Source organism: Pedobacter psychrodurus (genome assembly GCF_032678585.1).
GTDB lineage: Bacteria > Bacteroidota > Bacteroidia > Sphingobacteriales > Sphingobacteriaceae > Pedobacter > Pedobacter psychrodurus_A.
This window is the reverse complement of the sequence record NZ_JAVTSN010000055.1, coordinates 25,098-45,005: the sequence shown is the minus strand read 5'-3', so window position 1 is coordinate 45,005 and position 19,908 is coordinate 25,098. Positions and strand designations below refer to the sequence as shown.

Genomic DNA, 19,908 nt, shown 5'->3' with positions numbered 1-19,908 from the left:
AACAATATATTTAAGCTACAATTTATTCTGCCAGCAGTTTCTTGATCGCAATCACGGGAATTGCATTTTTGAAAGACATCTGCGGATTAATTTTCTGTTGTGGATTGCCATACAAAGCAACTGCCGAAGACACCAAACCAATCAGATTTCCATTGTTATCTACAATTGGTCCACCGCTCATTCCTAAACTGTAATCGGCCGTTACCGCCATCCTAAAATCTTCATCATCTTTTTGGTTTGATGGATTTCGGATAAAATTCCGGGCAACAATGCCCTTGCTAAAAAAGTAGGTAATATGTGCCGGATGTCCCATCACATAGATATCAGCCCCTTCTGGTGCAGTATCTCCAATGGCTACCGGATTCAGCTTTTGTTTGTCCAAGCCACCTATTTTAATGATGGCCAGATCATTTACTTTTGAGCAGGCTAAAATTTGGATTATTGGGTAAAAAATACCAGCATTGGTCATGGCAAACATTGGCTGATTGTTCTTTCTTAGCGTATCGCCAAACATTTCCAATACGTGGTAATTGGTTAATAATATACCGTCTTCATCCAATACAACTGCTGTTGCACGCAATCCACTCGAAATCAATATCAAAGTAGAACGTTTCAAGCCAGGGTAAATCTCTTTACCCGAAAGTTCCTTTTTTGAAGGTTTGGTAAGGGCGATTTTAATTTTAGTATTTATTGTTTTGTTCAGTTGGCCTGTTACATCGACCGATTTCAGGTAAGCACCACTTTGTGCTAATTCTTTAATCAATGGTGCAACGCGATCGAAACTGATCGCCCCCATTTCGTTTTCAACTTTAGTAATTTGGGCAAAACCACTAAAAGTTAAACCTGCAAGAAGAAAGATAATGATCAGTTTTATGCTTAATTTATTTTTCATGCCTATAAAAAGAGATTGTATCATAAATATATAATTGTCATTCTGAGGGTTAATTTCTTTTATAAATCAATATAAATGACAGGAGATAATGATGGTAAATCTCCTCAAAGTATCGTCATCCGATAGCTATCGGATGCGAGAAGGCTTTTTCAGCCGACGAAGCAATCTTACAACGATCGCTTTACTGGAGTCTGTCAATGGTAGCCCGTTGGAGCACTAGCTTAAATATCACAGCGGGTCAAGATCACAGATCCTGACCAACGACGGGATCTAAACCACCTAAAAGCTCCGATAGAGCACTTAAAAGCACCGACGCCGGACCTAAAAGCATCGACATTGCACCTAAAAGCTCCGATCAACCACTTAAAAGCACCGACGCCGGACCTAAAAGCATCGACACTGCACCTAAAAGCTCCGATCGATCACTTAAAAGCTCCGATGCCGGACCTAAAAGCATCGACACTGCACCTAAAAGCTCCGATCGACCACTTAAAAGCTCCGATCGACCACTTAAAAGCCCCGACACCGGACCTAAAAGCATCGACACTGCACCTAAAAGCTCCGATCGACCACTTAAAAGCCCCGACACCGGACCTAAAAGCATCGACACTGCACCTAAAAGCATCGACACTGCACCTAAAAGCTCCGATCGACCACTTAAAAGCTCCGACACCGGACCAAAAAGCATCGGCGATGCACCTAAAAGCTCCGATCGACCACTTAAAAGCTCCGACACCGGACCAAAAAGCATCGGCGATGCACCTAAAAGCTCCTATCGACCACTTAAAAGCCCCGACGTCGAACCTAAAAGCTTCGGCAATGCACCTAGAAGCTCCAAAATTGTACCAAGGCACACCAATTGGTGCGGGTCTGTTCAATAAACTGTGTCATTGATGCGCTTTGGTACTTTCAGATCTTACTAAAGCCTTTTTATTTTAAAATGCTTTCTAATTTCTTATCCAGTTGATCACCTCTTAAATCTTTTGCGATGATTTTTCCTGATGCATCAACCAGGAAACTCGTAGGAATTGCTTTAATGCCATATTCTGCTGCCAAATCGCTTTTCCAACCTTTAAGATCAGAAACATGCATCCAGCCCAATTGATCAGCCTCAATTGCTTTTAACCAGGCATCTTTTTTATTGTCTAAAGAAACACCAATAATCTCAAAACCTTTGTCGTGGTACTTGGCATAAGCTTTTACCAAATTCGGGTTTTCTTTACGGCATGGTGCACACCAGCTTGCCCAAAAATCAACAAGCACTACTTTTCCTTTTAAAGAAGACAGCGTTACATTTTTCCCATCACGGTCAGGCAAGGTAAAATCAGGTTTCACGCCTATTCCGGTTTTAGCGCTAATGGCTAAAGATGCCGCGATTTCCTTTCCATAAACAGAATTTTTTCCTGCTGCTGTTAAGGCAGCATAGGTACTTTTTGCTTTTTCCAAATTTGGGTAATTGATAAACCTATCGATAATGATATAAGGTGTTACTCCAGAAGAAGGATATTTTTTCACGATAACTTCTACTGAATCCACCAACCTTTGGTTCAGTTTACTAAACTCAGCATCTACGTAAGTGCGGTCGCCATCTTTACCTAAACTATCCAACTTTTTGTACAATTGACCAGCCCTGGCGGTTATCGTTTGCCAGCCTTTAGTCCACTCCTGCCAGATATGCTGGTCTTTTGCACCTGTTATCGAAACCTCATTCAGCTTTGCAAGGCTTCCGTTAATCACCACTTTTTCATTAGGCTGAACAGCCAGTACCAGGTATTTTTTTTCGGCACGAATGCCATAAATTAGGGTGCCAGGAGCCGTTCCTTTAAAGGTAAAACTTCCGTTTTGTGCAACCACCGAATCGGTAATGTTTTTATTATCGTAAGAGGTGCTTAAAAAAACCTTGTTGTTACCCAGGTCGTCAAATTTTCCACTGATCTGGTAGGTACCTGTAGTTTGTGCAATGGCAGTTGATCCAGCAAGGCACAGCACGCCAAATAAAACCGATTTTAATGTTGTATGATATAATTTCATGTTGTTTTTTGTTTTAGATTAATATTTATAAGCTACATCGACAATTTTACCAAAGCCGGTAAATTGTTTGGTTGGTTCGCCCATGGCGCCTGTTTGACTAATGGCAAAGTAATAAAGCTTGCCTTCGGTGCCGTTCCAGGTACCTACAACCAGGCGCGATTTTTTAACGGCGTCTTTATCGTTAAAATTGTATTTAGCATATTTAACCGCCGTAACCTGTTCGTTCGCTGGGAAACTGTAAGTTTCTACAATGGTATTCGATCCGGTTTCATATCTGGATAACACATTGTTATTGCTATAATAAATATGTCCGGTATTGGTAGAACCGGCAGCAGCAGTATAATTTAAAATGCCCGGTGCGTTCATTAAAGTTTTGCTTACCGATAAATTTGGTGTCGCAGTACTTGTATTGATCGTTTTGAAACGCAACAGGTAAGCATCACTTCCGCTTTTCATAATGGCATTATAATTATGCACTACATCGGCCGAATCCTGAAAAATCATTGTCATGCCCACGTTATTCATATCAAAGGCAGGCGAACTCGCATTTGCAGGCAATGGTGTCAACGATCCTGCGGCTGGTGTGGCACTAAAGGCAATAATGGTGTAAAAACGTTGCGCCGTATTGTCGTAAACAATGGAGGCCACATTTGGTCCGCCAGCGGTGTACGGTGCCAGAGCATAATTGGTATTGCCCTGATCGTTTAAAGCAATATCTCCCCATTTTTTTACGCCCGGGAAGCCACCCACCAGGTTTGAATGTGCTTTTCCGTTATTGATTACAATACCAATGTTTGGCGAGCGTGTGGCACCAGATGTGGTAGAGAGCCAGGTCATTACTTGCGGTTTAATAATAGCCGGTGCGCTAAAAAACTCAAAGCTGTAATCAAACTTTTTTACCATGGTTAAATAATTATATTCCTGGCTTCCACTTTCAGCAAGGATATACAACCTTTTTCCAACGGCAGAAATATCATCTGTTACCACAAAAGGCGTTAATTCCAGTTTTTTAGGACCAAGTAAGGGCGCAGTATTTCTACTGCTATAAATCTGGTGTTCTACCGAGCTGTCGGGAAAAATGAACGACATATCGCCTTTACCAGCCTTATCTTCCAGCACGAGCCAGCCACTTCCATATTTATTACCGATGGTAACGCGGTAGTTGAAGTATGAACTAACACCTGTTTCGGTATCTTTTACCTGCAAACGCAGCACATAGGGTTCGCCTAAGATAAAAGGATCACCTTTTATTGGATATTTGAGTTCATACTGATCGGAAATCTGTGTGCGCGGAGAAGCCAAACTGATGGCGCCATTGCTGTTGTACACCAACCAGGAGAACTGTAGTTTATTTATTTTCTCCGCCATACTTAGGGTTAACGTTGGCTTCAATTTAAGGGTATCGCCCTGAAAAACCGTGATATTGGTTAATGAAAGCGGGTCGCTGATCAATATGGTATTGATCGGTGTAAGGCCATCATTACTTTCATCTTTAGAACAACTTTGCAGCATGATGGCCACTAAGCATAGCAAAGCGCCAATTAACTTATAGTTTTTTATATTGATCTTCATGTTATGTTTGATAATGGTTGTTAAGGAAAATAAACCTGTGCGCCGTTTTCGTCAATCAGCGGACCATTTTGCTGGTTGTATTCTAACAGGGCATTTCTGGCCCGTTGCGATAGATAACGCGAATCTTGTGGAAGCGGTGAACTGTTCCAGTTGGTTTTTCCGGTAACCGTAAGCAGGAATCTAAATTTCACCTGCGAGTATTCCCCGAAATAGTTTTTCCAGGTGGTTTCCCAATTGGTGGGTTTCGAAAGGATATCCGTAATCGTTAATTTGTACCGTAATTGTGCAGGGAAACCTGCTTTAAGATCGGCATTGTCTTTAATATCGAAAATCACCTGGACCGTACTATCCTTTAAACCAGCTTTTCGGTAAACGTATACAGGAACAGTTGCTGCAAACTCATTGGCTTTTACAATAGCAGGCCCTAGTTTGTAATGATAACCTGCTTTTGCGGTTGCTCCGTTTCTTACCTCTAAATTTATCGTGCGATCTACAGTAGCAGCATTACCTATAATGCGATAAGTCATTAATACAGTATCGGTTACTCTCGAGGTTGGTGCCGTAGCAAAGGTATACTCGGTACTATCGGGCAGGGAGTTTACATAAACAGCCGTTGGCTCATCAAACAAGAGTGTTTTATCTTTGCTACAGGAAACAATAATGGATATCAACACCAATACTGCAAGCCCGTTTTTTAAAATTGATTTCATAGTCATAATCTTAGTTTCCAGATGATCCAAATTCTAATTCAGTGTTAGGCAATGGGAAGATATATTTAGCCTTTGTCATCACTATTGTGCCACTTCCATTGGCTATTGAGGCCAGATTTTTACGTTTATAATAGAACCAGAGCTGCCCTTCGGCATAAAACTCTTTTCTATACTCCAGTAAAATCTGTGTGTCTAAGGCCTCGGTAGACGCAGGGACAGTAATCTCTGGGATCAAACGGCTTGCACGTACCGCATTCAGGTATTTTGCTGCATCGGTAAACGTTGCGGCCGATTCTGCCGCGATGTAGTACATTTCGGATAGTTTAATTACCGGAATAATCCTTTGTGCCACATTACTTGCATTATCACTATAGTATTTTTTAGTGTAAACAACATTGGCAGAAACTTCATTCCATAAGCTTTTTGATGCTGTAACAGATCTGATATCGGTGCCATGATTAGGCAATGTTGGCTGATAAATCGTATTAAGGTTAGCTTTTGTCGTCCATAAATCTGTTGGATCTCCTGCCGCCAACGTATTTTTAAATACATCGTCAACAACCGCTTTCAACCCTGAAACATAAATCGAAAATACATGTTCCCTGCTAAAAGTAAGATCGGAATTAAGTGCTGTAGGATCAACATTTAGCGTGCTCTGGTTAACAAAAGTAAATTTTGTACTATTGATTACATCGGTAGCATATTTAAGTGCATTCACTTTATCGCCTTTATACAAATATAACCTGGCCAATACCGCTTTTACCGCCCAGTAGTTTAAATGGTTCTGGCGGAACTGTAAAAACAGGTCTGGATTGGTACTTCCCTGATTATCGGAAATAGGATCTATCGTTTGATTAATCGATAATAATTGTTCTGCTTCTTTCAGGTCGGCCTCACAAAGCAAAAGTGCAGCGCCTACCGAAATCCTGGAGGTGGGCGAAACGGTAAACGATTTTAAATAAGAAATAGATTGTGCATTCGCATTTGTCCCGTCTGCATACACATCAGAGAAAAGGCGGATCAGATCAAAGTGTAAAAATCCGCGCATACCTATCGATTCTCCTTTAATTATTCTTCTGGTATTTTCATCCAGCACACCATTATCTACGTTTTTAAGCACATAATTGGCCTGTGCAATACTGGCATAGCTGTTGGCAAAAGTGGCATCAACCATAGCTTGAACCTCAGCATCGGTATAATTATAGGCGGCCAGTTTTGCGTATAAGCTGGTTCCTATTGATTTATTTTCATATTGTTGCGCAAGAATATCCAATAAGCCAAAGGTTAAATTGCGACCATATCCAGACGATTTTGCCGAATTTTGATAGATCCCAAATAAGGCATCGGTAAAACCCTGTTTAGTACTAAATTGGGCATCCTCCTTAATCTGTGTTTTTGGTGTTACATCAAGCCATTTTTTGCAAGAGGTGAACAACAACAGCATCGCCAGGATAAATGCCGGAAATAGTTGTTTAATAGATTTCATATCATTTAAAATTAATGGTCAGTTAAAAGGTGGTTTGCAACTGTAGCGTATAACTGCGACTGAAAGGATAATCCAGACCGCGTTCGCGTTTGATACTGGCTATCCTGAATACATCACTTGTAAACAGTGTAATTTTGGTATTTTGCAAGCCTAAACGTTTATTCAATCGCTCTGGCAAACGATAATAAGCCGACATACTTTCTCCTGTAATGAAGTTGTTTTTCTGTACAAAGCGTGAAGTAACATAAGTAATGTTGGAGTTTACAGCGCCTGCAAAATTTACAATTGCACGGTAAAGCGCCACATCACCTGGCTTTTGCCAACGTTCTTCAGCAACTCTTCTATCCACATTGTACTGGTTTACATTCACATTCTCAACCCGATCTACCAAAGTTTGGTTATAGGCATCGCCGCCAACATTAAAACGGAGGTAAACATTTAGTCCGATTCCCTTAACTTCTAAATTGGTCCCAAAAGTGCCCGATAATGTTGGTGTGGCATCGCCAATAATCACCTGATCGGCAGGATCGTAAGTGGTGGTGATGGTACCATTACGTTTTCTGAACAACTCATTTCCAGATGCCGGATCGATACCCAATGATTCTACCCCCCAGATTACATTAACCGATTGCCCTTCAGCATATCGCGGTAGTGGCGTGGAAGACAATGTTGTGTTTGCCCTATCGTTTAAGGCTTTAATGGTTGAAGAAATCTTCTCAATTTTATTCGTTACATGGAACACATTGGCAAATACCGAAAGATTATTCCTGCTGGATGGAGTAGCAATGATATTATATCGGCCGTAAAGCTCATATCCTTTGTTCACCACATCGCCCATATTATCATAATAACCCGCAAAACCGCTAGATGGTGCACTCGAAATGAAAGCAATACTGCCTTTAGTGCGTTCGTTAAAGTAATTGGCATTTAAGGTAAACCTGTTGAACAAGGTAATATCTAAACCAATATTGCTCTTCAACGTTTTTTGCCAGGCCAGTGCCGAATTACCATAGCCCAACAAATAAGAGGCAATAACACCACGGTAATCGCGATCAGTGTAATATTGACTGGTGGTTATTCCTTTATAACTTTCGAAACTTTCAGAGCCTGTTGTACCGATGGTATACCTTAACCTTAGCTCGTTAACTGCGTTGTTTCCTTTTAAAAATTCTTCATTGTGTGCATTCCATCCTGCGCCCAACGACCAAAAAGGTGCAAATCTTTTGTCTGATCCAAACAAGGAAGATCCATCCAAACGGTAAGTTGCATCTACCAGATACCTGTTATCGTACGCATATGCCAAACGTGCAAGCGTACCAACCGATCTGGAAAGGCTTTCGGTACCAGTTGGGTGGGTATTGGCTGGATATTGGTTACCCAAAATCAGTTCACTCAAATTTGGGTTTGGAAAACCGATCACCCGTATACTTTGCGTATTGTATGAATTTTCCTGAATATTGAGGGTTGCCGAAGCTGATAAGAAATGTTTACCAAAACTTTTGTTCGCTTCGCCAGTTAAAAAGCCTTCAACACGTTGCGTTTTACCATAACCTTTGGTATAAGAACCTTTTTCGAAAGTGGTTACATTGGCAAAGGAACTGTGTTGAGCAGGCAAGAAGATATCCGATTCATCCGACTGTTGGTTGTAGGATAACCTGGCGGTTAACCTTAACCAATCTTTGGGCTGCCAACGGGTTTCGAAATTATTGGTTACCCTTTTATATGAGGTTTGATCTGTAATATTTAATGATGCATTGTAAAGTGGATTTACCGGACGGCCAACATATCCGTTTAAATTATCGTAAAAATCGGTTAAATTAGAACCAACCCTCAATCCTGTTTGAGGATCGATTACTTCTTCCAGATAAACCTTAAGATTCCCCGCATCATCATAAGGGCTCCAATAAGGGTTCAGTTGTGCATATTGCCTAAATGAACCATATGGTGAGTTATTCGCCTTGTTAAAACCCAATGTTAAATCATTTCTGAACTGGAAATTTTTAAGCCTGTAACTGAGAAATGAATTTGCAGTTGTAGTCGTTCTATCCGAACCTTTCATTGCACCGCTTTTTTGATCGTAAGTAAGATTTAAGCCATAGGTAACCGCTTCTGCCCCACCTTCAACATAAATATTATGCTTTTGGCCAACGCCTGTTTGTAGAGGTTTAGCAATCCAATCGGTATTAACCCCTTTTCTAATGGCAGCCAAACGATTTTCCCTTACCAGATCGAGTGCATTTTGAGTGGTGTTAAAGGTATTTTTATACACACCGGTGCGGTCTTCCAGATCGAATTTCTCCTGTGCGTTTAATAAATCGTAACCGCTTATATCCGGCTGCTCTACCACTACGCTTGCGTTGTACGAAACGCGGAGTTTACCTTCGGCAGGCCTTACCTGCTCAATTACAATTACACCGTTTGCTCCTCTGGATCCGTAAATCGCTGTTGCACCAGCATCCTTTAAGATGGTTACACTGGCAATCCGGTTCATATCAAGGTCGTTTATACGTTGCAGAGAGGTTTCAAAACCATCTAATATGAATAGCGGTGCATTTGGTGCTGACTGATAATTAAAAGGATCGGCCTGTGCGCTCTGTCTGATATCAACCAAAGTATTTCCCCCGCGTAAAACCACATCAGGCAATACATTCGGGTTAGAACCTGTATTCAGGTTTTCGGGTAACTGAAAAGATGGATCGAGTGATTTTAATGCGGTAAGTACATTATTGTTCGAAACTTTCGACAGTTCCTGGGCGCTAAACGTTTTGGCTGCACCTGTAAAGGTAGATTTTGATTGGGCAAAAATACCGGTTACCACCACTCCGCTCAACGATTGTGCTGTTTCGTTAAGCGCAATATCCAGTCTGGTACCGGTAACGGTTACTTCTTTCGATTCGTAACCCACATAACTCACCTGTAATATGGCTCCTCTAACCGCGGTAATCCGAAAATTACCCCGCGCATCGGTAACTGTTTTGGTACCCGAGTTTTTTAGCTTTAGGTTAACACCAGGCAGACGGTCTTTCGTTTTGGCATCGTAAACCGTTCCACTGATTACAGAGTCTACCACCGCTGATGGAGACCGGTCCAATTTTCTGATCACCACAATCCGGTTATCAACAGAAAAGGTTAATGGTAAACCAGAAAGTGTTTTTTGAATGGCTTGTTCTAAGGAAGCATTTTTGATGCTCAGTTCATTAATATTTATACCGCGGACAAGATCCTGGTTATAAAAAAAATCATATCCGCTCTGCAACCTGATTTGCTTTAACACTTTCTCCAGCGGAACATTTTTTTCAGTAATATTAATGTTCTGGGCAAAAGTTACGGCAGCACTGGTTTGCATTATCGTTATAATAAGGATAACAACGCTTAACTTCATAATAAGCAGTAATTTAAGGGCATAGCCGGGCGGCTTACCGATATTTCCGATAAAATTTTTATACATTTGAATAGTTTGGTCTCTACGTATTACTGCCTATTTTAAGGTTCGCAGTAATCGTAATTGGTTGATAATCTTCACAAATTTTCAGTCTGGTTCCAATCTTTCGCCGGGTGATGTTTGCAGCATTCCCGGCTTTTTTATTGAACCATTATAACGTACATTATTTAATCATAATGATCCTCCTTCCTTCAACTTTAAATTTCAGATCGCCAGTGGCCTGCAACATCTTAATTACAGCCGATAGGTTCTGCGATCGGGAAACTACGCCACCAAAATGTAGGTTTTTGAGGTTTTCAGAATCATCTATTTCTACATCATACCAACGGCTTAACATCCGCAAGGAAGTCTCTCCATCCTGACCATTGAAAACAAAATCGCCGTTTTTCCAGGCAACAGCTGCCTCGGGGTCTGCTTCGGAGATTTTAATTTTATTATTTTCGAAAACCGATTGGTACCCGGGTTTCAACAGTTGATCGTTCACTTTAACCGATCCTACCAACAAAGTGGTTATAATGGCAGGTTCATCAGCATAAGCGTTAATGTTAAAATGTGTGCCTAAAACCTCAACCTCATGTGCTTTACCATTGGTTTTAAAAGCCGGGGTAATGACTAAAAAGGGCTGTGCCTTATTGTGTGCAACTTCAAAATAAGCTTCGCCTTTTAACTCTACCTGCCTTTTATCGGCACCTATAAATGTGGTTGGGTATTTTAGCGAAGAAGCCGCATTGAGCCAAACTTTCGTTCCATCCGGAAGTAAAATCTGGTATTGCCCACCGCGTGGAGTTTCTATCGTATTATATGTAACCGTTTGAATATTTGGCTGTTCTTGTTCCTCTTGAATCGTATACACCAATTGACCATCGGCCGCCTTGGTAATTTTTATTCCTGCCTGTTCGGCAAGTTCTCCATTGCCTACATCGGTTAAACTAATTCTTCGTCCGTCTGCCAGCGTTAAAAATGCTTTATTTCCTCCAGGAGCAATCTCTTGTGCAACTTCTGCTTTAGGGGTACCTATTACGTGATATTTGATCATATAAAAATAAATCCCGATGCTCAGCGTACAAAGTAACAATGCCGCAGCCGAAAGGCTTAACCACATAGGCCGGGGTTTATATTTCGTCCTGGCGTTAATCAGCGCCCAATTATTGCGACGATCTTCAGCCAATGCAACCGCAGGCACACTTTCTTTGCTGGTTTCATTGAGGTTTAAGTACCAGGATTCTAACCAAGCCTCTTCTTCCTCAGTACATAACCCTGATTGATATTTTTTTAAGAGATCTTTAAATTTATTGTCTTCCATAACGGAGCATTTGTTGGCTGCTTTATAGTAAGACTGTTCAGAAATATAAATCGGGGATATGAAAGCTAAAAAAAGATAGATTTATTTATTTTCTTTCAAAATCACGAGAAAAAGACGAACTATAGCAACATTATTTAAGCAGAATTATTTATTCAGCAGGTAAAAGATGATCATTGCTGGTCCCCCAACCTTTAATCTTAGCTGTTTGAGTGCTTTTTTTATCTGATCGGCAACAGTATGTTCTGATAAATTCAGTTTTTCAGCAATTTGTTTATTGCTTAAATATTCTTTCCTGCTCAATTCAAAAATTTCGCGCATTCTAGGTGGCAATGCAGCTATTTCTTTGTTGATAATTTCATTAAGTTGTTTTTCACGGATCAGGTAATCTGCTTCCACTGATCCGTTTTGTTTAAAATCCTGGAATGAATTGCTATAAACACTTACTACTTCTTTGTGTTGGATCAAAGAAAAAATCTGGTTTCTCACCATGGTATACAAGTAAGCTGAAAGATTTTGTACCTGGGTACCAGCCTTAATGTTCCAGAGTTTTACAAAAACTTCCTGAATTACATCATTTGCTTCATCCCTATCCCGAACTTTATTGTAGGCATGTTGATAAAGAAGATCATGGTAACGTTCAAAAATCTCCGCAAAGGCTTTTCTATCGCCTTCCATGGAAGAAGCCAGTAACTCTAAATCTGTACGCAACTGTAAATTATCCAAAATGGGATGTTTAGAATTTATAGGGATAATAGCTCATCATAGGGGGTAGACTAAGAGCGTTGCTAGGGTAAAACTAATAAAATTATAGACTTTACCCTATATTAATGTGTCATTTTTTAACACAAGGTTAAAATATTGTAATACTTTAATGAAATTAACGGCTAAAACTATCAAAACGGAGTACCGCAAGCATATTAAGCCACTATTATCCAACATTCTTTTTTCATTAGACTGAGATATAGCATAATTTAACTTACCAAATAAATCGTCATGTCGTTTAACTTATACAGGAATCTGATAGCCAATGACTAATCAACCAAAGAAATTGTTGATATAAATCAAAGTTCAACAATATTAAATCTAAACAGCAAAAATCTCTTTTGTGATAAAAAATTTAGTCCTATTTTTGCGGCATGCCGTCTAAATATAAGATTTTATACTTTTTCCAAAATTCAGATACCGTTATATTAGAAATCAAGCGTTTGGATCTGCCCGACAATGCAGATGCTGAGGCAACTTTTCACTGGCTTTATTTCGATAAAATTACAGGCTCTTTAATCAAATTATGGTTTAGGTCGATGGATTCTTCTACCGAAATTGAGGAACGTTATTTTGAGCAGGGTTATTTAAAATTTAATAAAACAGAGGCTACTTATATCGAAAAACACAATTCTTCGCAACAAAAACTTAATAATATGGGCAATAGGGCTATTGGCGAGGATATAAGCGAATTATTGGAAAATTACCTGAAATAATTTAAGCCATTTCTGGCAGCTCAGATTCTAAACCAATTTTACTTAAAGGATACCTCGAAGCATGGAAAGTTTTAAGCGAGGCACAAAAGCCAGGGTACCACTCTTGCTTTTGCATACTTTCTAAAAGCTGTGCGCAGGCCAGCACATCGGCATCGGCCTGGTTAATGGCATGAGCCACAAAATTGACCACATCCCAAATGCCATCCATCATAAAAAACCTGAATGTAGATAGGATTGCCGACCATTGTACCTTTTTAGCCTGTAACAAAAAGAAACGCGAAACAGGACTGCACAAACGTTTAAACGCCATATAATCCTCTTCTGCACCTTCCAGATTTAGAAGTCCATCGCTATAGGGAAGATTTACAATTTCTGCGGCAATTTTATCGCGGCCATGGAAATAAACACTACCTGCACAGATAGACGATATCGAGATCAGCGACAAATGATCATAAATTTCGGGATGCATTTTAAGCTTGCCATTACGCACAAACACCAGTCCACCTTTTTTGGCATTACCCAATTGATTATTCATTGCTGAAAGGCTCAAAAGTTCAAATTCGCCATCAAAATTAAGTGCCGTTACAAACTGCGCCGCAGCCATAAAGGTACCACGATCAAGAGATTTGTTGTTTATAACAGTTTCCTGAATTGAAAAAATAGAGAGTTGCAAAAATATTTAATTTGTTTGGTTCCGGCCGAGTGTATCGACAATAACAAAAATAAAAATCCAATCCAGAAAACAACCATACAAAACACTGGCAAAGCCAATCAGATCGGTAATCAACTAGAAATGAGTAGGAAATTTTTTCAACCTTTTTGTTCAATCAAAAACTTTCCCAATTTAGCTACCATTATACAATTTTGGGGCAAAAAAAAAGCAGGACTAAATCCTGCTCAAAATCTTTTGGGGGAAGAATTAAACAACTCTTACTTTCACTGCATTAAGGCCTTTTTTGCCTTCTTGAACTTCGTATTCAACTGTATCATTCTCTCTGATTTCATCAATCAGGCCTGATGCATGCACAAAAATCTCAGATCCGCTGTCTTCTTTAATAAAGCCAAAGCCTTTTTCTGAGTTAAAAAATTTTACTGTTCCGTTTTTCATTATACTGGATGTTTTTAAATTAAAAATCAAAAATAGGATTAAAACCCAAAAACCAAAATAACTGACAAATAAAATTGAGTTTTATATGCAAAATATTTACAACCTTGAGGATTGTTACCGCTATTTTACAGTAGCAGTATTTATTTACGAATATTTACCGGACTTATAAAGATTTCCTTTGTGCGATGGAAGAGTACCAATTAATGGGGTGCGATCTTAAATTCATGCCGTCACTTTCGATATGGTATAAAATGATCGGCATACTGAAATCGACGAAACGCTCTACCTGACGGGAAAGTTTGCCGAGGAAGTCGATACTCGATATACCTTCTTTTAAATGAACGTAAATTACACTGCCTGTTTTAAACTCAAAGCGCTCCACAACTCCTGGCCACTCTGCTTTTATCCTGGTGAGGAAAGCTTTGATTTTGGTTTCTTCTTTTAGATTTTCCATAAGCTTATCAGGTTTTTTGATATATGCTAATTTAAAAAATTATTCCCAATAAGATTAATTGTAACAGTACCTATACAATTAGATGGTTATAGCTACATAATCATGGAAAACCCCACACAACGCTACGCTTTTAAGATTTTTTTTATATAAAACAGATATTATTAATAATTAACATGTTAAAAATCAACGATTCATAGTAAAAAAATGACAGTAGAACAATAGAAGCACAAAAAATTCTTTCTTTTTGTTATTCTGAGCGCAGCGAAGAATCTTTTATGTAATACATTTCAACTGTATAAGAAACATAAGACCATCAGTGGGATTCTTCACTGCGTTCAGAATGACAGTACTAAAAAATTAATTAACAACCGAAACAATTTCTGTATTTCCATTTTCTAACCCTTTTCCTTTAACGCTCAATTGTATTGGCCCATCTTTTTTACCTGCCTGCACCACTACCACCAATTTTCCGCTGAACAATTTCATCGTTGGTTTTACAAAAGATTCTAATGAAGTGGCATCACCATTACAAACTGCTTTAAATACCCCTACTCCTTTTACTTCAAAAGTTAAGGCATTGCTAGCGGTTGGACAGGGAATTCCATCTTTATCAACCACCGATACGGTTACAAAAGATAAATCTTTTCCATCGGCTGTAATTTGTTTTCGATCCGGAGTGAGCACAATTTTATAAGGTTTACCAGCTGTGGTTACCTTTTCCTCTGCTACAGGTTTTCCGTCGCCATCAAAGGCTACTACTTTTAATGTTCCAGGTTCGTATTTTACATCCATCCACATCAACCTATATCGGTTTTGTGGTGATGAGTTATCTTTTTTACGTATGCCGAGACTTTTACCATTCAAAAAAAGTTCGGCACTATCGTAACTGGTGTACACAAAAACAGGCGTGGTTTGTCCTTCTCTTCCCGCCCAGTTCCAATGTGGAAGTAAATGCAACGTAGGCTTTGTTTTATTCCAACGGCTTCTGTACAGGTAATAACGGTCTTTTGGCAAACCCGCAAGATCGGAAATTCCAAAATAAGAGCTGCGCGATGGCCAGCTGTTATCGTAAGGTGTAGGCTCACCAAGATAATCGAAACCTGTCCAAACAAACTCCCCGATTACCCATGGTTTGTCGTCTTGCATTACAAAATCATCATCAGGCACATTAGACCAGCTGCAATATTCAAGATCGTAAGATGAAGATTGAAAATCAGGATACTGTTTATCAAATCCTTTTACAACCGGAAATTTATAAATGCCTCTCGAGCTTACTGTTGACGCCGTTTCGGATCCCAAAATAAAGCCCTGCGGAAAAACTTTATTGGCTTCTTCATACAAATGCACCCTGTAGTTTAATCCTGGAATATCCATGAGCGCACCAAAGCCCGATTGCATGGTAGCCTTTACCTGATCCATCCCTACTGTAACAGGGCGTGTAGGATCTTCGCGGTGAAAAATTTCCTGAAGCCATTTTGCCCTTTTCACACCTTCGGCACCAAACTGATCGGGCACCTCATTTCCCGAACTCCACATCACGATACAAGGGTGGTTTTTGTTCGCCTGCACCAGGTTTACAATATCCTTTTCAGCATCGGTATCGAAATACAGGTGATAACCATTTTCTACTTTTGCCTTTGCCCATTCATCGAAACTCTCTGCCAGAAACATAAAGCCCATTTCATCACAGAGTTCCAGCTGCTCTGGCGAGGGCATATTGTGTGAACTTCTGATGGCATCGCAGCCCATATCTTTCAAAATCGTCAATTGTCTTCTTAGAGCTGCTGTATTAATGGCAGCACCAAGCGGTCCCAGATCGTGGTGCAAACAAACACCCTTAAATTTTCTCACCTGACCATTCAAACTAAATCCGGTTGCTGCACTAAAGCTGATTGACCTGATTCCCACTCTTGTTTTAACTACATCCTTTAAAACAGCCCCCTCATAAACACGCGATACCGCGGTGTACAGGTAAGGCCTTTCCGGACTCCAGAGATCAGGATTTTTGATTTCTATATTCTGATCGGTTTCCTTACCAAAAATGGATTTTGCGGTGTCAATTGCCACTTGTTTCCCCAAACTATCCAAAATCTGCGTTACGAGGCGAAGCCCCTTACTGCTTAGTTTGGTTTTGATGTTTACTTTGGCAAATTCTTTATTTATTATTGGTGTGGTTACTGTAATACCCCATTGCTCGATGCTTTTTTCCTCTTTGATGATCAAATGTACATTACGGAACAAACCTGCGCCCGGGTACCAGCGTGAAGATTTAGCCATATTCTTCAGGTGGATGGCCAATACATTATCATTTGCTTTTAAATCGTTGGTAATATCAATATAAAAGTAGTTGTAACCATAATTCCACTCTCCAACCTGTTTTCCGTTGAGGTAAACGCGGGGTTCGCTCATGGCACCATCTATTTGCAGCAACACTTTTTGATTTGCCTTAAGTGCTGGTAAATTCAGTTTTTTCCTATACCATCCTTCGCCTATATAAGGTAAAGCTCCCGTGCGGCCGGTTTTCTCACTAGCCTTGTTTTCGTTATTTTGTGTAATGGCAATTACCTGTTTGTCTATTTCTTTATCGAATGGTCCGCTAATGGCCCAATCGTGTGGAACAGAAACAGTTTCCCAGCGTGTATCATTAAAAGTCGCTTCGGCTGCATTTGGAAAATTCCCTTTCGAAAATTTCCAACCTTCATCTAACAAGATTTCGGTTCTTTGTGCAAGGGCAGTTAAATGGAAAAGCGCAGCTATAAAAAAAAGTGTGCATATTTTTTTCAATCGGAACATGTATAGAGATGATTATTTTAAATAAATAGATTCGATAACAATATTGGTTGGTTCGGTATTGCTGCCATAACCAAAAGTAACTTCAAGTTTTTCGGCATTTTTTAAATGGAATGCAGATTGATTTGATGATTGATAATAAAGTGGCAAAAAGCCTGGATAAGGACGTGGGAGCAACAGCTGCTGATCAGTTTTAAGCTGATTTAACGGAATTTCTATCCATTGAAATTCCTGATTGGCCATCATTTCTGAAGAGAAAAAATGTGCCTCAGCATCGATTAAACCAATTTTAACTTTTGTGTTTGCTGTATTTGCCTTTATTTTAATGACTAAAGTTTTCATGTTGCTCAGTTCTGAGGTCCTACCTGCCATTTTATTTGCAAAGAAACTTTGAAAACCCATTAATCGACCATTTTTAGGCACATTTATGGAAAGTTTCATCTGCAATACTGATGGATTTTCTTCAGAAACATAATCAACCTTATTATTTCCCCAATCGGGACTGTATATATTGCTATTTTTCCCATCAATACCCGCATTAAAGATTTCCAAACGGGCATCTTTTGCCGCTACATTTGTTTGGTAGCTTTGGGTTTCGACATTATCCCATGCATTGGGATTGCCCTTTACATTGGCAGGAAAAGTAACATCATCGCCATTTACTTTATGTACAATGATCTGGTATTTAAATAAACCATTTTTTACCAGCTCGGCTGGGATTGATGTCGAATATTCGTATTCCTGCGTTTTTTGTAATGCGATAGTTTTCCAACGGTTGCCAGCATTCAGCTGAACAAAAGCAGAATCTTTCAAACCTAAACCCAGAATTTCTGCCTTGATTTGGAAAGCAATATCTTCTGAAACTGTTGATAATGGCTGATGTTTAACGAAAACATCACCATCAGAAGCTTTAGGCGCAACAAATTCGCCTAAAGTGATATTTTGATAAATGCTTTGCCCATTCAAGCTGCTTTTCAGGTTTTTCTTCACCAATAAATATACACCAGGGCTAACCAAGAAATGATGTTGCGCTGCTTTCGAATCAAAATTATTACCTGTGTTTAATGCTTTCACCTTAAAATCTGAACCTAAGTCAGGCAGATCAATATCCATTGGTAAACTGGCCCAAATAATCCGTGTGACTTCCTTTTTGGGTGAAGCCTTTTCAAAAGGATCCCTGATCTGAACGGCATCAGGCATCACTTCCAAACGCCAAAGCCCTGCAGCAATTTGATCAATAAAGTAAGCCCCCCTGCCCTGATACTGAACAATTTTGGAACTTCCTACACCAGCAATGTGTTTCAATTTTTTGGCATTGGTTATTTCCGAGGTAGTGGTATTTGAATAATAAAATTCCTCACCATTATTCATTTCACTTAGCGAACTTTTGTAATCGATTTTAAAAGGGCCAAAACTATTGCCATTGTTCAAACTATCTAAACGGGAAGTTTGGTGAAAAACATTTGAAGCAATTAACATACTGATTGCCTTTGATGGTGTGTACGCTTAGTTTAGATAATGGGTTTGATATTCAGTATTCGCATAAGCCGTTGCCATCGGATCGTAGGCAAACTGCGTTGCCCATTGAAAACCCGCAGCCCTGAAACTTCTGGCCATTGCAGGGTACATGATTGGCGCCATTACATCGCCTGCATCAAATTCGTACACCGCTTTAGCACGGTTTTTAAAAGCTGGAATGGTATCGAAAGGAATTTTATATTTTGCCACATTCGGCAGATAATTTCCCTGTAAAGTATGTCCGGCGACCAAACCTGTTGGGTACCACTGGAAAGTATGCCCCTGAACACCTGCCTTTACAATGGCATCGGCGTACCAGGGCGATTCGCTGATGTTGTAAAATATGGGTTTCGTCCAGCCAGCGCTTTTGATGGCTGCCGTCATGCGGTTAACGTATTCGGTTGCTCTTTCTTTAGGGCCACTGTGATGCGGTTCGTTATTGATTTCGGCAGCTAAAATATCGGCATCCTGCTGATAGGTTAAACCGGTATAAGGATTTTTGTGTTTAAAAAACTGTTTCAGGTAATTTTCCTGCGCTTTAAATGCTGCTTCAGTCACTACCGATTTATCCTTACCATACTTATTGGCGAAACTCCCTGTATTTTCGTCCTTCTCGGGATAACCGTTTCCCCAAAAGGCAATCGGTGTAACCAACGTTTTGATCTTACGTTTTTTAAGCTCGGCCAATAAGAAATCAAAAAGCCTTAAATGTTCGTTATTGATCAGATTACCTTCTGCATCTGATATTTCCTGATCCCAAACATGCACGCGGAATGCATCTAAACCCAATCTGGAGAAATGATATACATCGTCTTTTATCGCTTGCTCAGCTGTAACGCCCATTCTTAAAATAGCGCGGTTACCGTAAGCAAAAGGCGCAGTATAGTTGGTGCCGAAAAAAGCTGCTTCTTTATGGTCTTTCTCCCAGCGGATTACACCCGATGCATCTACATAAACACCTTGTTTATTTTGGGCATTGGCAACCATTGCCATAAAGACAAAAGCAAGTGAAAGAGACAGTTTTTTGAGTGAAATCATAAATAAAGTTTGTTGGTCGGGATTACAAATCCCGACTTTATTAATATACGATTCATTTCGACCAGACTAGCCGAAATGATGCTTTC

Annotated in this window: 16 protein-coding genes; 2 read left to right on the top strand and 14 right to left on the bottom strand. The window is 39.8% G+C overall.

The genetic code is table 11. From position 1 onward, the window contains the following. Window positions 1–22: 22 nt before the first annotated feature. Complete coding sequence (locus R2S57_RS26230; RefSeq protein ID WP_316847882.1) at window positions 23–892, bottom strand: serine protease; 870 nt, start codon at window positions 890–892, stop codon at window positions 23–25. Window positions 893–1,228: 336 nt separating this feature from the next. Between R2S57_RS26230 and R2S57_RS26225 the strand changes: the two genes are divergently transcribed. Next, the gene (locus R2S57_RS26225; RefSeq protein ID WP_316847881.1) at window positions 1,229–1,786 is read left to right on the top strand and encodes a hypothetical protein; all 558 of its coding nucleotides are present in this window, start codon (window positions 1,229–1,231) and stop codon (window positions 1,784–1,786) included. A 36-nt stretch (window positions 1,787–1,822) separates the two neighbouring features. Here the strand turns inward: R2S57_RS26225 and R2S57_RS26220 are convergent, their stop codons facing one another. The 7 genes from R2S57_RS26220 to R2S57_RS26190 all read right to left on the bottom strand — a co-directional run bounded on the left by R2S57_RS26220 (window position 1,823) and on the right by R2S57_RS26190 (window position 12,159). After that, window positions 1,823–2,923 (bottom strand): TlpA disulfide reductase family protein, encoded by a 1,101-nt coding sequence (locus R2S57_RS26220; RefSeq protein ID WP_316847880.1) that lies wholly within the window; start codon window positions 2,921–2,923, stop codon window positions 1,823–1,825. A gap of 18 nt (window positions 2,924–2,941) precedes the next feature. Next, window positions 2,942–4,495, bottom strand: coding sequence for a PKD-like family lipoprotein (locus tag R2S57_RS26215; protein ID WP_316847879.1), 1,554 nt, complete (start codon window positions 4,493–4,495; stop codon window positions 2,942–2,944). Between the two features lie 20 nt (window positions 4,496–4,515). Then, window positions 4,516–5,205, bottom strand: a complete 690-nt coding sequence (locus R2S57_RS26210; RefSeq protein ID WP_316847878.1) for a DUF4843 domain-containing protein — start codon at window positions 5,203–5,205, stop codon at window positions 4,516–4,518. 10 nt (window positions 5,206–5,215) lie between these two features. Continuing rightward, window positions 5,216–6,691 carry a RagB/SusD family nutrient uptake outer membrane protein gene (locus tag R2S57_RS26205; protein ID WP_316847877.1) on the bottom strand — a complete coding sequence of 492 codons (1,476 nt, stop codon included), beginning with the start codon at window positions 6,689–6,691 and terminating at the stop codon, window positions 5,216–5,218. 22 nt (window positions 6,692–6,713) lie between these two features. Beyond that, window positions 6,714–10,139 (bottom strand): SusC/RagA family TonB-linked outer membrane protein, encoded by a 3,426-nt coding sequence (locus R2S57_RS26200; RefSeq protein ID WP_316847876.1) that lies wholly within the window; start codon window positions 10,137–10,139, stop codon window positions 6,714–6,716. A 157-nt stretch (window positions 10,140–10,296) separates the two neighbouring features. Beyond that, window positions 10,297–11,436 carry a FecR family protein gene (locus tag R2S57_RS26195; RefSeq protein WP_316847875.1) on the bottom strand — a complete coding sequence of 380 codons (1,140 nt, stop codon included), beginning with the start codon at window positions 11,434–11,436 and terminating at the stop codon, window positions 10,297–10,299. A gap of 144 nt (window positions 11,437–11,580) precedes the next feature. After that, a complete protein-coding gene (locus R2S57_RS26190; protein WP_316847874.1) occupies window positions 11,581–12,159 on the bottom strand; it encodes an RNA polymerase sigma-70 factor in 579 nt (192 codons plus the stop codon). A 413-nt stretch (window positions 12,160–12,572) separates the two neighbouring features. Here R2S57_RS26190 and R2S57_RS26185 point away from each other — a divergent pair, with 413 nt between their 5' ends. Then, window positions 12,573–12,914 carry a hypothetical protein gene (locus R2S57_RS26185; protein ID WP_316847873.1) on the top strand — a complete coding sequence of 114 codons (342 nt, stop codon included), beginning with the start codon at window positions 12,573–12,575 and terminating at the stop codon, window positions 12,912–12,914. Between the two features lies 1 nt (window position 12,915). Here the strand turns inward: R2S57_RS26185 and R2S57_RS26180 are convergent, their stop codons facing one another. The 6 genes from R2S57_RS26180 to R2S57_RS26155 form a co-directional block, all read right to left on the bottom strand. Then, window positions 12,916–13,587: a hypothetical protein gene (locus tag R2S57_RS26180; RefSeq protein ID WP_316847872.1), complete on the bottom strand. Its 672-nt coding sequence runs from the start codon at window positions 13,585–13,587 to the stop codon at window positions 12,916–12,918. Window positions 13,588–13,833: 246 nt separating this feature from the next. Continuing rightward, window positions 13,834–14,022, bottom strand: a complete 189-nt coding sequence (locus tag R2S57_RS26175; protein WP_055906587.1) for a cold-shock protein — start codon at window positions 14,020–14,022, stop codon at window positions 13,834–13,836. 163 nt (window positions 14,023–14,185) lie between these two features. Beyond that, window positions 14,186–14,476, bottom strand: coding sequence for a hypothetical protein (locus R2S57_RS26170; RefSeq protein ID WP_316847871.1), 291 nt, complete (start codon window positions 14,474–14,476; stop codon window positions 14,186–14,188). A gap of 357 nt (window positions 14,477–14,833) precedes the next feature. Then, a complete protein-coding gene (locus R2S57_RS26165; protein ID WP_316847870.1) occupies window positions 14,834–17,260 on the bottom strand; it encodes a DUF4982 domain-containing protein in 2,427 nt (808 codons plus the stop codon). A gap of 21 nt (window positions 17,261–17,281) precedes the next feature. Beyond that, a complete protein-coding gene (locus R2S57_RS26160; protein WP_316847869.1) occupies window positions 17,282–18,745 on the bottom strand; it encodes a hypothetical protein in 1,464 nt (487 codons plus the stop codon). Between the two features lie 27 nt (window positions 18,746–18,772). Next, a complete protein-coding gene (locus R2S57_RS26155; protein ID WP_316847868.1) occupies window positions 18,773–19,822 on the bottom strand; it encodes a hypothetical protein in 1,050 nt (349 codons plus the stop codon). Window positions 19,823–19,908 lie beyond the last annotated feature (86 nt).

Excerpts from the sequence above, each read along its gene's own strand:
- R2S57_RS26230 (WP_316847882.1), bottom strand. The coding sequence starts at position 892 with ATGAAAAATAAATTAAGCATAAAACTGATCATTATCTTTCTTCTTGCA.
- R2S57_RS26220 (WP_316847880.1), bottom strand. The coding sequence starts at position 2,923 with ATGAAATTATATCATACAACATTAAAATCGGTTTTATTTGGCGTGCTG.
- R2S57_RS26215 (WP_316847879.1), bottom strand. The coding sequence starts at position 4,495 with ATGAAGATCAATATAAAAAACTATAAGTTAATTGGCGCTTTGCTATGC.
- R2S57_RS26210 (WP_316847878.1), bottom strand. The coding sequence starts at position 5,205 with ATGAAATCAATTTTAAAAAACGGGCTTGCAGTATTGGTGTTGATATCC.
- R2S57_RS26205 (WP_316847877.1), bottom strand. The coding sequence starts at position 6,691 with ATGAAATCTATTAAACAACTATTTCCGGCATTTATCCTGGCGATGCTG.
- R2S57_RS26200 (WP_316847876.1), bottom strand. The coding sequence starts at position 10,139 with ATGTATAAAAATTTTATCGGAAATATCGGTAAGCCGCCCGGCTATGCC.
- R2S57_RS26195 (WP_316847875.1), bottom strand. The coding sequence starts at position 11,436 with ATGGAAGACAATAAATTTAAAGATCTCTTAAAAAAATATCAATCAGGG.
- R2S57_RS26185 (WP_316847873.1), top strand. The coding sequence starts at position 12,573 with ATGCCGTCTAAATATAAGATTTTATACTTTTTCCAAAATTCAGATACC.
- R2S57_RS26175 (WP_055906587.1), bottom strand. The coding sequence starts at position 14,022 with ATGAAAAACGGAACAGTAAAATTTTTTAACTCAGAAAAAGGCTTTGGC.
- R2S57_RS26170 (WP_316847871.1), bottom strand. The coding sequence starts at position 14,476 with ATGGAAAATCTAAAAGAAGAAACCAAAATCAAAGCTTTCCTCACCAGG.
- R2S57_RS26160 (WP_316847869.1), bottom strand. The coding sequence starts at position 18,745 with ATGTTAATTGCTTCAAATGTTTTTCACCAAACTTCCCGTTTAGATAGT.
- R2S57_RS26155 (WP_316847868.1), bottom strand. The coding sequence starts at position 19,822 with ATGATTTCACTCAAAAAACTGTCTCTTTCACTTGCTTTTGTCTTTATG.